We start from the raw sequence: 12,573 nt of genomic DNA on the forward strand, positions 1-12,573 counted from the left end.
CAGCCGGGAGTGGGGCGGGAAAAGGCCAGTCACCCCCGGCGCGGGGAGGAGGCTTACTTGCGGTACACCTTGACCACACCGTTCACGGTGCGCAGGCTGCCGCCCTCGAAGTCGGCGGCCCAGGCCCCATTCAGCAGGTACTGGTCACGGGTGGGAAAGCCCAGGAACGAGCCGGAGCCGCCCAGTCCCTGATAGGTCTTCAGGATGGCCCCTTGCAGCCAGAAGGTGCCGTACTTCTCGGTCGAGTACAGCGCCCCGTTCTGGAAGAGGGCGTACAGCCCGGTCGTGCCGTAGGGGTTGCGGGGAACGACCTTCTCGTCGGCGGCGGCCCATCCCAGGCGGCTGGGCGGGCGGATGCCGCCGTTTTCCACCTGCGCGAGGGCGAGGTAGCGCTCCAGCACTCGCCCGTGCACCGCGTAGGCGCGGCTGGAGCCGTTCGCGTGCAGCATCACGGCGTCGCCGTAGGCCGCCACCCCCCGGAACTTCTGCCACAGGCCGTCGCCCCAGGGCACGGCGTAGCTCGTCGCCTGCCCCAGCGACTCCGGCCCCTTGAGGCGGGCATACGCTTCTACCATCGCCGTGTCGAAGGAGCCGTCCGGCTTCTCGCCGGGCTGAATCTGGGTCACGGGCTGGGTGGGCGCGGGCTGGACGGGGGCCGGTTGCACGGGAACGGGCTGAACCGGAGCCGGAGCGGTCGACACGGGAATCGCTGCGTTCGGCGTCTCGGTCACGGTGCCCGTCGCGCTGCCGCCGTTGCCCTGTGCCGCCGTGCCCACCCGGAAGGTCACCACGTCGGTCACCCAGCTCTGGGCGGGCAGGGGCCGCACCACGATGCTCAGTGCCCGCGCGAGGTTGTCCTGCCCACGCACCTGCACCCGCGCGAAGTTCTCGCCCTCCACGAAGCGGGCCACGTCGTTGAGGTTCAGGGGCTGGGTGCTCGCCAGCGCGAGCAAGCGGTCTTGCCCCGCCGGGCCGCCCACCGTCAGCGTGTAGTTCGCATTCCGCCCCGGCAGGGTGCGGGGGGCATTCGCCCGGACGAGGTTGTTCTCTTCGTAGGTGTTCGGGAAGAAGAGGTCAATCTGCCCGCTGGCGTTCACGTTGAACAGGTAGACGTAGGCGTCACGGTTCGTCTTGACCCCGATGGAAATGCGCTCGCCCACCCGGTAGACCGGGTTGCGGGTGCCGCTGGCGTCCTTGTTCACCCACACCTGCACGTCGAGCGTGGGCTGCGCGGGGTTCACGATGATGCTTTGGGCGCTGAGGCGGGGCTGGGCGCTGGCCGTGCCCAGCAGGGCGGAGAGGGTCAGGGCCGCAGTGATGGAATGACGCATGGGAAAAACCTCCAGGGTGGTGCGGGATTCAGATGCGGGGCAGCGTAGGGGCCGAAGCTGACGAAGCACTGATAGCCCTGGGTCTAGTCCGGTTCCCTCAAGGGGGAGTCAAGCGTCCCCGGCCATCCTGGCCCCCCCATGAGCTGGGGCTGACCAGAGCCTGACGTGCTATCCTTTGTTCGGTCGTTGGCGAATGACCGAAGAAGCTTAGCTCCCCCGGAGGTTTCCATGCGACTCACCCGACGGCTGGCCCTGACCGCCGCCCTTTTTGTTTTTGCTGCGCCCGCCCTCGCCGCCAGCCGCGAGGTGACGCTGGAGGTGCCCGGAGCGCGGCTGGCCGCCACCCTTCAGACGCCGGACGGCCCCCAGCACGCCCGGCCTCCCGTCGCGCTCATCCTGGCCGGAAGCGGCCCTACCGACCGCAACGGAGACAATCCGCTGTCGGGGCCGGGGGGGACCTACCGCAAGCTGGCCGCGAACCTGGCTGCGCGGGGCATCGCCACCCTGCGGCCCGACAAGCGCGGCATCGGCGCGAGCACCCCCGCCGACCCGCGTGAGGAGGCCCTCACCTTTGACGACTTCGTGAACGACGCGCGGGCCTGGCTGACCTGGCTCGCCGCGCAGCCTGGCCTCGGCCCGGTGGCGGTCATAGGGCACAGCGAGGGCGGGCTGCTCGCGCTCGCTGCCGTGCAGGGGCAGACCCCGGCGCGGGCGGTGGTCCTGCTCGCGGCCCCCGGCGAGGACATCGGCACGACCATCCGCCGCCAGTTGGGGCAGAATCCGGCCAACCCGCCCGCGCTCGTCGAGGAATCGAACCGGATTCTGGACGCCCTGGCTCGCGGCGAACGGGTGGCTGAGGTCTCGCCCGTGCTCGCCCCCCTCTTCCGGCCCAGCGTGCAGCCCTACCTCGCGAGCAGTTTGAAGTACGACCCGCAGCGCCTGATAGCCGCGCAGAATCTGCCCACCCTGGTCGTGCAGGGGGACCGTGACCTCCAGGTGCGCCCCGAAGACGCCCGGCTCCTCGCCGCCGCGCAGCCCGCCGCCCGGCTGCACCTCGCCCGTGGAGTCAATCACGTGCTCGTGCCCGCTCCCCTCGACCCCGCCGGAAACCTCGCCCGTTACGGCGACGCCGAACTGCCGCTGGAGCGCGGCGTGGTCACGGCGGTGGTGGAGTTCTTGCGCGGGGCGCTGCGCTAGGGGAGGGAAGCGGCCCGTGCCCCTCAGCCGACCCAACGAGGTCTTCCGCGCCCTGGCCGACCCCACCCGCCGCGCCATCTTGCGCGAGCTGCGCGGCGGCGAGCGCACGGCGGGCGAGCTGGCCCGGCTCTTTCCGGTCGCCAAGAGCACCCTCAGTGGGCACTTCGCGGTGCTCAGGGCCGCCGACCTGGTCTGGACGGAAAAGCGCGGCACGCAGGTGGTCTACCGCCTGAACACGACGGTCTTTCAGGAGGTGCTCGCCGACCTGCTGGACCTCTTCGGCCCGGCGGGAAAGGAGGTGGAAGGTGAGCAGAAGCCGGGTTGACCCCCTGCTGGCGTCAGGAACGCTGACTGCGCTCGTCTTGCTCACGCTGGCCTGGACGCGGCTGCCGGGGGGCGAGCGGCTCATGCTGCTGCCGCTGAGCGTATCTTCCCTCGTGCTGGGCGGGCTGGTGGCCTTCCTCGGCAGGCTGGAGCGCGAGCACCGCCCGGTCGCGGACGCCACTGCCCAGGCGCTCGTACTGCAAGGGGCCGTCGCCGCCGCCGCGCTTGCCTTCGGGTGGGACCTTCAGCGGGCGCTGACGGTGGCGGTCGGTCTGGGCCTGGTGGTGACCGGAAATGCGACCGCCCGCGCCCGGCCAGGGCTGTGGTTCGGCTTCCGCACCCGCTGGGCGTTGCTCTCCGAGCGCTCCTGGTACGCCACCCAGCGGGAGGCGGCGCGGGCAGTCGTCACCCTGGGGCTGGTCTACGCGGCGTTCGCGGCCCTGACGCCCGCGCCGCTGCTGGTGCCCTGGGTCCTGCCCGTGGGCATGCTGCTCCTGCTGCTGCCTGTCCTCGTCAGCCTGCACCGCCTGTCCTACCGCGAGTACCTCGCTGACCCGGAGCGGCGTCCGGCAGTGGCGGGGGCGCGGCGGCACCTCCCGGCCCTCTCCGGCCCAGAACGGGTGCTGCTGGGGGTCGCAGTGGGGATGCCGCTGCTGTCGCTGGTGGGGGTGCTGCTCGCGCTGCCTTCCCTCCCCGAACAGGTCCCCCTGCACTTCAACGCGGCGGGCGAGGCCGACCGCTTCGGCCCGAAGACGGAACTGCTGACCCTACCGCTGCTGGGGCTGGGCCTCACGGCGCTGCTGTGGGCGTCCTCGCGCTTCGGCAGCGCGACCCCGGCCCAGCGGCACGTCACCCTGGTGATGGCGGCGCTGGGAGGAGCCTTCGTCGCCCCGCTGCCCCTGGGGGTGACCGGGGCCATGCACGTCACCCTGGGGGCGGCCCATGTCCTGATGCTGGTGGTGCTGGCCCTCGCCTTCGCCCTCCCCGGCCCGGATGGACGGCGGCGGGTGCGGGCGGCGCGGACCTGCGCGGCGCTCGCCCTGGCCCTGGCCCCCCTCCTGCTGCTGCTGCCACCGCGCGGGGCGGAGGCGGTGGGCACGCTCCTCCTCGTCTTCGGCAGCCTGCTCTTCCTCGCGCCGATGTTCGTCTTCGGGGTGCCGAGGAACACGGGCTGGCGAGGCCGGACGCCGGAGTCTTGAACCTCCACCCGCCACGGGCGACAAGCCACATGCCCTACAACCGCTCCGCCCCCCACAGCAGCAGCGGCCCCAGCACCAGCGCGGGCAACAGGCTGCCGACCCGCACCCGGCGGTCTTCCCAGCCCAGCCCCGCCAGCATCAGGTTCCAGGAGATGCCCACGATGATCAGTCCGCCCATCCCGGTCACGAGGAGGACGTACGGGTTGGTCTTCAGGACTGCCGGGTCTGCGCCCCCCAGCAGCCCGGCGGCAAAGGCCCCCGCCGCGAGGCTGATGCCCCCCTGCACGGCGAGCACGGTCAGGGCGCTGAAGCCCACCCCGATGCCGTATGCCCCCGCGAGCGCGAGGGCCGCGATGCCGTCGAGCGTGCTTTTGAGGACGTAGGTCGCGTTGTCCCCGGTCAGCCCGTTTTGCAGCCCGCCCACGACCGTCATCGGCCCAATGCAAAAGAGCAGGCTGGCGGCGACGAAACCCTCCGTGAAGCGGCCCCCGCCCCGGAAGCGCTGCCGCAGCGTCTCGCCCAGCCGGGTCAGTCCCTCTTCGATGCCCAGCGCCTCGCCGATGACCGCGCCCCCCGCCAGCCCCAGCAGGGCCAGCAGCACCCCCGGAATCGGCCCGCCCGACACCCGGTTCAGTTCGCCCGCCATCCCCAGCGCGATAAAAAGGGTCACCAGCGAGAGCGTTTGCAGCAGCGTGCGCTGGGTGCGCTCTGGCAAGCGGCCCCCCAGCAGCAGGCCGACCAGGGTCCCGGCGAGGACCGCGCCGACATTGATGAGGGTGCCGGAGAGTTGCGTGAGCAGGCTCATGGACGTGCAGGCTAGCGCGGGGAGGGCCGGGGCTGAGGCTCCCCTTCACACTTGACCCCCCACTGACAGGGGGCGTGGTACCCTCAGGGCACCTTGAACAGCTTGCGCGTCCCGCCTGTGCCCGCCTCCCACCTTCCCGGTGGCGGAGCGCCCGGTGCCGTGCGTGGCGCTCTGTCGCAACATCAACGTCTGGGGGCTGCCTGCGGGCGGCCCCCTGTGCTTGAGGGGGGGTTTGCCTTGACGCTCGCCGAACAGTTCCAGACGATGCCCAAGCTCCTGAAGGTCCGCGAAGTCGCCGACTATACCGGCACCCACGAACGCACCGTGCGCCGCTGGATTCGGGATGGTCGCCTCGCCGCCATCGAGCACCCCGAAGGCCTGCGGGTGCCCCGGCGCTCGCTGTGGCGCTTTCTGGGCCTGGATATGGCCCTGAGTGCCTGAGGGCCTTCTTCTCTCCTTCCTCCCCCGCAGGCGGGCCGTATCCTGACCCGGTATGGACGCCGCCCGCCTCGCTGCCGCCCTCGACCAGGGGGAAGACCAGGCCCAGCGCGCCTTTGCTGCCGCTCCAGGGTGGCCCGCTGAGGCCGCCGCCGCCCTCGCCCTTCAGCGCGGACGGCCCCGGCTCGCGCTCGCCTGGAGCCGTGACCCGCTCATCCGTGCGGCGGCTCATCTGCGCCTGGGGGCGGTTGCGGAGGCTCGGCGCGAACTTGCCTCCCTGTCCGACGCGGCCCGGCCCGCCCTGCTGCGGGCGCGGGCGGGGGCGCTGGCGGGAGAATCGGGGGCAGAAGCCCTCGCCGTGCAGGCCCGCCTGCTGGCGCGGCAGGAGGGGGACGCCGGAGCGCTCGTCGCCGCCGCGACCCTGCTGGGCGAGCTGCTCCTCCCCACTGATCCCCGCCTCAGCCTGCGGACCCTGGCGGAGGGGCTGAAGGTCGCCGAGCTGACCGGACAGGAGGCGGACGCGCATCTCCTCGCAGTGCTCGCCCACGCGCAGCGGGCGCTGGGGGCCGGGCCAAAAGCGGGGCGCACCGCCGAGAAAGCCCTCGCCCGCTCGGCCCCCCGCAGCCCTGCCCGCGTGCTCGCCCTCCTCGCGTGCGGCCAGTCGGCAGAAGCTGAGGCTGAGGCGCAGGCAGGGGAGCTGGCTCCAGGGTGGTGGCGTTTCCTCACGCGCTAGGCAACCCTTCCCCACACCGTTTGCAAAAGCGGGCGTCGGGGTCGTGCCCCTCCAGGCCGCAGCGGGGGCACCTGCGGGGGGCGGGGCGGCGCGGGGGTCCGGCTTGGTCCTGGAGGCCTTGGGCGCGGGCGAGGTTGACCGTCACGATGCCCGTCGGCACCGCCAGGATGCCGTAGCCCAGAATCATGGCGAGGGAGGCCAGTCCCTTGCCCAGCGGCGTTTTGGGCGCGATGTCGCCGTAGCCCACGGTGGTCAGGGTGACGATGGCCCAATAGATGCTGGTCGGGATGCTGGTGTAGCCGTTGGCCGGTCCCTCGACCAGGTACATCAGCGCCCCGATGATGGTCACCAGCGTGAGGACTGTCGCCAAGAAGACCGTGATTTTGGCCGCGCTCGCCCGCAGCGCGGCGCTGAGTACGCTGGCCTCCGAGAGGTAGCGGGCGAGCTTGAGAATCCGGAAGATGCGCAGCAGCCGCAGCACCCGCACGATGAGCAGCGTCTCGGCCCCCGGCAACAGCAGCGCGAGGTACCCCGGCAAGATGGAGAGCAGGTCCACCACCCCGAAAAAGGAGCGGGCGTAGTTCCAGGGGTGCCGCGCCGTGAACAGCCGCAACCCGTATTCCAGCGAAAACAGCAGGGTCAGCAGCCACTCAGCCTGTTTGAGGGCGGGGCCGTACGCCGCCCGAAAGGGCCGCACGCTGTCGAGCATGACCACCCCGATGCTGGCGAGGATAAGCACGATAAGCACGAGGTCAAAGGCCCGCCCCGCCGGAGTGTCGTTGTTGAACACGACGTTGCCGAGGGTGACCCGCCACGCAGCGCGGTGGTCGCCGGGCCGCCGGGTCATCCCGCGACCACCTCCAGCCGGGCCAGCCCCCGGATGACAAAGCCGCCCACATACTCCGGCTCGGCGTCCGGGTGCGCCAGCCGCAAGCCCGGATAGGCCCGCGCCAGCGCCCGCAAGCTCAGGGCGAGTTCCAGCCGCGCCAGCGGTGCCCCCAGGCAGTAGTGTCGCCCCAGCCCAAAGGTGAGGTGTGGGTTGGGGTCGCGCCGGAGGTCCAGCTCGCCAGGCCGCTCAAAGCGCTGCGGGTCGCGGTTGCCGCTCGCGTACAGCAGCCCCACCTTCTCGCCGGGGCGCAGCGCCGCGCCGCAGACCTCCGTTGCCTCCAGCACGTACCGCTCGAAGAGGGGGAGGGGTGTGTCGTAGCGCAGCAGTTCCTCCACCGCCGTCCGGAAGAGGGGAAGGCTGCCCTCCTGCCCAGCGGCGGCCACCAAGGTCTCCCAGTGCTCCCGCTGCCGCAGCAAGGCGAGCACCCCCGCTGAGAGACCATTCACGCTGGCCTCGTGCCCGGCATTCAGCAGCAGGATGCAGGTGTCGATGAGTTCTTGCTCAGTGAGGCGGTCGCCTGCTTGCTCGGCCTGCACGAGCGCGGTGATGAGGTCGTCCCTCGGCGCACGCCGCCGCGCCCGCGCCAGGTCCCGCAGCAAGGCCCCGAAGTCGCGCACCGCCCGTTCCGCCGCGTCCTGCTCGGCGGGCGTGTAGGTCGGCTCGTACAGCCGCACGATGGCCGCCGACCAGGGCCGGAGTTGGTGCCGCTCAGCCTCCGGCACCCCCAGCAGTTCGGCGATGACGGTGACGGGCAGCGGCTCGGCATAGCCCGACACGAGGTCGAAGCCGCCTGCACCGCCCAGGGCCGCGAGTTGACGGGACAGCAGCGCCTCGATGCGCCCCCCCAGCGCCTCCACCCGCCGCGGCGTAAAGGCCAGGCCCACCAGCGAGCGCAAGCGGGTGTGTTTGGGCGGCTCGGCGTCGAGGAGGTGGTTGCTGTTAAAGGCGTCAAACGCGGCCTGCCGGGGGTCGGGCGGCGGCCAGCCCAGCTCGTCCCGCGAGAAGCGGTGCAGCACCGAGCGCCCGAAGCGGCGGTCGCGCAGCAGGGCCGCGATGTCCGCATACCGAGTGAGAAAGACCCGCCCCAGCGCCGGGTCAGAGAAGGCCGGGGTCGCCGCCCGCACCTCCGCGAGCCAGGGGTAGGGGTCGCGGACGAAGTCGGGGTCGGTCAGCGGCAGCGTGACTTCGGGCAGGGCTTCGGCGGGGGGCAGGGGCATGCGTTCAGGCTACGCCCTAGCTCCCCCACCCGCGCCCTCACGCGAAGGTCTGCTCGACCAGCGGCAGACGCCCCCCCTCGCCGCGCCGAACGTCCTCGCTCCCCAGGGGAGCGGTCTCGTGCAGGATGGTCACGGGGGCGGTGGTCGGGAGGGCGTCGTCGGGGGCCGGGAGGTGCCGGGCGCTCAGCTCCGAAAAGGACTGCATCAAGGCGCGGTACTGGCTCACAAACTGGGCGTACTCGTTCCGGACGGCGCTCAATCGGGCGCTGAGTTCGGCATGGCGCTCGCTGTAGGCGCGGTCCAGATAGGTGGTGCGCTCGGCGTGGGCGCGGTCGCGCTCCAAGGTGAGGTCATGGTGCCGCTGCTCCAGCTCGGCCAGGCGGTCGCGGTAGCTCAGCTCTAGCTCGTGCATGCGGGCCGCGTGCGCGGCTTCCAACTCGGCGAGGCGGGCTTCCGCCGCCTGCTGCCGGGCCTCGCACTCGGCCTGCGCCTGCGAGAGCATCAGCTCGCACTGCCGCGCGGCGTTCTCACGCAGGTCGTGGCCGATACGCTCGGCAGCCACGACCGCCCGGCGAATCTCATCTTCGGACTGGCGGCGCTCTTCCAACTCGCGCTCCAGGGTGCTCAGGCGCTCACGCAGGGCCTGCCGCTCGTGCAGCAGCGCCTCGACGCGGCCCGCGACCCGCTCCAAAAAGGCCCGCACCGCTCCCCGGTCATAGCCTAGGGCGCGGCGGCCAAAGGTCTGGTGGGTGATGTCCAGGGGGGTGAGGGCCTCGTGGCCTTGCGGCAGGGGGCCGCTGAGGAGGGGCGTTTCGGCGGGGGTCACAGTCTGTTCGGTAAGGGGGGAGGTCGTCATAGAAAAAGGCTCCTTCCGACGCGCACCAGGGTCGCGCCCGCGTGAATGGCCAGCTCGTAATCGCCGCTCATGCCCATGCTGAGTTCGGGCAGACCCAGGTCTTGCGCCCGCTGCGCCGTCTCCAGAAAAACCCGCCGGGCGGCGTCGGGGTCGCCCTCCGGGGCCATCACCATCAAGCCGCGCACCGTGAGGCCCGTGGCGACCACCTCCCCGTAGACTCGGCGCAGGTCGTGGGGGGGAATGCCGTGCTTTTGCGCTTCTCCGTTGTGGACTTGCAGCAGCACGGCGGGTGCCCGGCCCCACCCGGCGGCGGCGTCGGCGAGGGTTTCGGCCTGCCGAGTGGCCTCCAGGGAATGCACCAGCGTGACCGGGCGCAGGTACTTGACTTTGTTGAGTTGCAGTGGCCCGATAAAGTGCCACTCCAGGTCGGGCCGCTGCGCCGCCTTGTCGCGCAGCTCCTGAGCGCGGCCTTCGCCCAGCGGCAGCCCGCCGGGTTGCAGGGCCGCGTACGGCAGCACGGCGCGTTCGATGGCCTCCAGCGGCTGTCCCTTGGTGACCGCGACCAGCCGCACGCTGCCCGGTGCCCGCCCCGCCGCAGCCTCGGCAGCGCGAATGGCGGCCAGCACCGCTGGAACGGTCATGGCTCTTCTCCGCCGCCGGGCCGCAAGCGGCTTTTTCCGGCCTGCCCCTGGGTGGATTGGGTCACGCCGGGCATTGTGGCCCCTTCTGCCGCTCAGCTCAAGCCCCCGCCCGACCAGCGGGGCCGGGCCGCGAGGTGCAGGCCGCGTCAAGAACCCTTCATCCTTCTCAGCTCGCCAGCGGAAAGGGTGGGGCAGCCGCCTGCCCACGCGCCTTCTCGTTTCGGCCTGCGGGGAGTACCCGCCACGCTGAAGGGGAAACGGGGCCGTGAGGCTGTGCCACACTAGGAGACACATGCGACACCCCCACACGCTTGCCCTGACCCTTGTCCTCGCCGCGCCCGCCGCTGCGCAGCAGGCCGCCGCCGTGCAAGACGTGGTCGTGAACGGCACGACCGAGCTGCTTGCCAACTACGTCAAGGCCACCCTCAGCGTTCAGCCGGGCGCGCCCCTCTCCAGCGTGAACCTGCGTCAGGTCGAGCAGGACGTGCTGGGGACCGGGTACTTCCGCACCGCCGTGGCCGAACTGCGGACCGTCGGTGGCCGCGACACCCTGGTTATCACCGTGACGCCCAACGCCACCATCGGCAAGGTCGAGGCGACCGGGCTGACCTTCCTGCCCGCCGAGGGCTTTAAGCAGAGCATCGCCGAGCTGCTCAACGTGGCTCCTGGCGCGACCCTGAACAACGCCCGCATCGAGCAGGCGCGGGAGGCCCTCGCGCAGAACTACCGCTCGGAGGGCTTTCCCTTTACCCCCAGCATCAGCGCCCAGACCAAGGTGAACGCGGACGGCACGGTCGACGTCACCTTCGTGGTCGACGAGACCGCCCCTCTGAGCCGGGTCGAGGTTGAGGGCGTGACCCTGCTGCCCGCCGCACGGGTCACCCAGATTTTTAAGCCGCTGTATGACGCCAAGCGCTTTACTCCGCAGGGCTACTACGGGGCGGTCGAGGCCCTCAGCCGCGCCTACGAGGAAGCCGGGTATGTCCAAAGCGGCGTCGACGTGCAGGCCACCACCCTGGAAAACGGGGTGCTGCGGGTGCGGGTCATCGAGGGCCGAGCCGTCGCGGTCAACTTTGACGGGATAGAGCGCCCGGCGGGGGTCACCCTGCAAACCCAGGTTGGCCAGCCCCTCTCGCTGGAGCGGCTGCGGGCCGACGTGCGCACGCTCTCGAACGCGACCGGGCGCCCGGTGGGTTTTGCCCTGCAAGCCGACCCCCAAAACCCCGCGCAGGTTGCCGTGTACTTCGGCGTCGCGGACGTGGCGAGCGGTCCGGTGCGCTCGATTGCCTTTACCGGCAACACCCAGGTGCCCACCGCGACCCTGGCCGCCGCCATCAGGACCAAGGTCGGGGACGTGTACTCGCCCCAGCTGGCCCAGCAGGACTTCCTCGCGCTGCGGGACGTTTACCGCCGCGCCGGGTACGAAATCAGCACCCGCGACGCCATCACCTTCCGCGACGGCGTTTTGACCTTCAACATCCGCGAGGTGCGCCTCGCCGGGTACGAACTTCAGTGGCAGGGCCAGAAGCGCACCCAGGACCGGGTGATTCTGCGCGAACTGGCCCCGGCGGGCGGCCTCTTTAACCTCAACGAGCTGCGGGCGGGCCTCGCGCGGGTCAGCCGCTTGGGGTACGTCCAGATTGTGGGCACCGATGTCCGCAGTGACCCCCAGAACCCGGAAAACGTGACCTACGTCCTCACGGTCGCCGAGAGCGGCCAAGGCATCCCGGTGGCGCTGGGCCTGCAATACGACACCCTCACGGGCTTTGCGGGCGACGTCTCCTACGAGAACCCCAACCTCTTCGGGCTGGGCCAGAACCTGACGGTGCGGGCGGGAGCGCAGCAAAACGACGCTCGGCAAAACCTCTTCGGCAGCGTGTCCTACACGATTCCCTGGCTGGACCTCAACTTCCTTGACTTCCGCGAGAACCGCACCAGCCTGAGCGCCGATCTGTACAGCAACGTATCGGGCAACCTGCCGCTCGCCGACCGTAGCGGCAACGTCACCGTGGACACCGGGCGCGAGTACACCTCCCGCAACACGGGCTTCGGCGTCTCGCTGGGCCGCAGCATCAACCAAAACCTGCGGGTCTCGCTGGGGGCGTCCTACAACTACCGCACCTATTTCCTCGAACCCGTCAAGGAAAGCGACACCACCGCCGCGCCTCCCCGGTACACCGACGCGCAAGCGCAGGCCGCCCTGCCGCAGACCAGCCGCACCACGGCCTTTACGGCGGGCACCACCTACGACTCGCGGGACAACGCTGAGTTCCCCTCCAGCGGCGTGCGGGCCGATGCGCGGGCCACCTACGCTTTCGGGGCCGAGGGCACGCGCCCGGTGGGCTGGACCACCGTGGAAGCCGGGGCCAGCACCTACCTGGGCCTGGGCCGCACCCTCGACAAGGGCCTGGGCATCCAGACCCGGCAGCAGGCCGTCGCGGTGCGCGTCAACGGCGGCACCCTCCAGGGCAACGCCCCCAGCGGCGAGGGCTTCACGGTGGGCGGGGGCAGCACTCCGGTCGCCGCCCGGCAGATTCGCGGCCTGGACAACAACCAGCTCTTCGGCACCAACTACCTCACCGCCAGCGCCGAGTACCGTTACGACTTCAACCTCACCAACTCCTTTACCCAGGGCGTGTACGGGGTGCTCTTTGCCGACATCGGCGACGCCTGGAACGATGGCGAAGGCTTTGAAGCCAAGTACGGCGTCGGGGCAGGCGTGCAGCTGAACCTGGGCCTCGGCGGGGCGCGGCTCCCGTCGCTGCGCTTCGACTACGGCTACAGCCCGCAAAACGGCAGCGGCAAGTTCTACTTCCGGCTGGGAAACTTCTTCTAACGCTGGAACTCTTTAGGGCGGGGACAGGCTTCTTTGGGGGGCCTGTCCCCGCCCTCCGTGTACTGTCCCCCTCCGCTGAAAAGGAGGCCATTTGACTCTGCCCTTGG

Annotated in this window: 12 protein-coding genes; 6 read left to right on the forward strand and 6 right to left on the reverse strand. The window is 71.0% G+C overall.

Annotated features, from left to right (window positions below):
- Positions 1–53: 53 nt before the first annotated feature.
- Entirely contained in the window at positions 54–1,331 is a 1,278-nt protein-coding gene (locus H565_RS0110540) for a DUF4384 domain-containing protein (protein WP_027460999.1), read from the reverse strand.
- Between the two features lie 228 nt (positions 1,332–1,559).
- On the opposite strand from H565_RS0110540, the gene H565_RS0110545 reads away from it, so the two are divergent.
- From H565_RS0110545 to H565_RS0110555, 3 genes are read left to right on the forward strand one after another with little or no spacing between them, the layout of a single operon-like run.
- On the forward strand, positions 1,560–2,528 hold the full coding sequence (locus H565_RS0110545; protein WP_027461000.1) for an alpha/beta hydrolase: 969 nt from the start codon (positions 1,560–1,562) through the stop codon (positions 2,526–2,528).
- 16 nt (positions 2,529–2,544) lie between these two features.
- Positions 2,545–2,853: a metalloregulator ArsR/SmtB family transcription factor gene (locus tag H565_RS0110550; protein WP_027461001.1), complete on the forward strand. Its 309-nt coding sequence runs from the start codon at positions 2,545–2,547 to the stop codon at positions 2,851–2,853.
- Complete coding sequence (locus tag H565_RS0110555) at positions 2,834–4,051, forward strand: DUF1648 domain-containing protein (RefSeq protein WP_027461002.1); 1,218 nt, start codon at positions 2,834–2,836, stop codon at positions 4,049–4,051. The genes H565_RS0110550 and H565_RS0110555 overlap by 20 nt, the downstream gene beginning before the upstream one ends.
- 34 nt (positions 4,052–4,085) lie before the next feature.
- Here H565_RS0110555 and H565_RS0110560 read toward each other — a convergent pair whose 3' ends face one another.
- Complete coding sequence (locus tag H565_RS0110560; RefSeq protein ID WP_027461003.1) at positions 4,086–4,856, reverse strand: DUF554 domain-containing protein; 771 nt, start codon at positions 4,854–4,856, stop codon at positions 4,086–4,088.
- A gap of 237 nt (positions 4,857–5,093) precedes the next feature.
- Here H565_RS0110560 and H565_RS0110565 point away from each other — a divergent pair, with 237 nt between their 5' ends.
- Both H565_RS0110565 and H565_RS0110570 read left to right on the forward strand, forming a co-directional pair.
- Positions 5,094–5,297: a helix-turn-helix domain-containing protein gene (locus tag H565_RS0110565; protein ID WP_027461004.1), complete on the forward strand. Its 204-nt coding sequence runs from the start codon at positions 5,094–5,096 to the stop codon at positions 5,295–5,297.
- Positions 5,298–5,349: 52 nt separating this feature from the next.
- Complete coding sequence (locus H565_RS0110570; RefSeq protein ID WP_027461005.1) at positions 5,350–6,027, forward strand: hypothetical protein; 678 nt, start codon at positions 5,350–5,352, stop codon at positions 6,025–6,027.
- Here the strand turns inward: H565_RS0110570 and H565_RS0110575 are convergent.
- Genes H565_RS0110575 through H565_RS0110590 form a run of 4 tightly spaced genes read right to left on the reverse strand, consistent with a single transcriptional unit; the run spans position 6,017 to position 9,630 of the window.
- Entirely contained in the window at positions 6,017–6,874 is an 858-nt protein-coding gene (locus tag H565_RS0110575; RefSeq protein ID WP_027461006.1) for an ion transporter, read from the reverse strand. The genes H565_RS0110570 and H565_RS0110575 overlap by 11 nt on opposite strands.
- Positions 6,871–8,133, reverse strand: coding sequence for a cytochrome P450 (locus tag H565_RS0110580; RefSeq protein ID WP_051363552.1), 1,263 nt, complete (start codon positions 8,131–8,133; stop codon positions 6,871–6,873). The genes H565_RS0110575 and H565_RS0110580 overlap by 4 nt, the downstream gene beginning before the upstream one ends.
- A 37-nt stretch (positions 8,134–8,170) precedes the next feature.
- The gene (locus H565_RS15805; RefSeq protein ID WP_084542956.1) at positions 8,171–8,989 is read right to left on the reverse strand and encodes a DivIVA domain-containing protein; all 819 of its coding nucleotides are present in this window, start codon (positions 8,987–8,989) and stop codon (positions 8,171–8,173) included.
- On the reverse strand, positions 8,986–9,630 hold the full coding sequence (locus tag H565_RS0110590; protein WP_027461008.1) for a YggS family pyridoxal phosphate enzyme: 645 nt from the start codon (positions 9,628–9,630) through the stop codon (positions 8,986–8,988). The genes H565_RS15805 and H565_RS0110590 overlap by 4 nt, the downstream gene beginning before the upstream one ends.
- A gap of 292 nt (positions 9,631–9,922) precedes the next feature.
- Here H565_RS0110590 and H565_RS0110595 point away from each other — a divergent pair, with 292 nt between their 5' ends.
- A complete protein-coding gene (locus H565_RS0110595) occupies positions 9,923–12,466 on the forward strand; it encodes a BamA/OMP85 family outer membrane protein (RefSeq protein WP_027461009.1) in 2,544 nt (847 codons plus the stop codon).
- Positions 12,467–12,573: the final 107 nt, after the last annotated feature.

The organism is Deinococcus murrayi DSM 11303, from assembly GCF_000482805.1.
Lineage (GTDB): Bacteria > Deinococcota > Deinococci > Deinococcales > Deinococcaceae > Deinococcus > Deinococcus murrayi.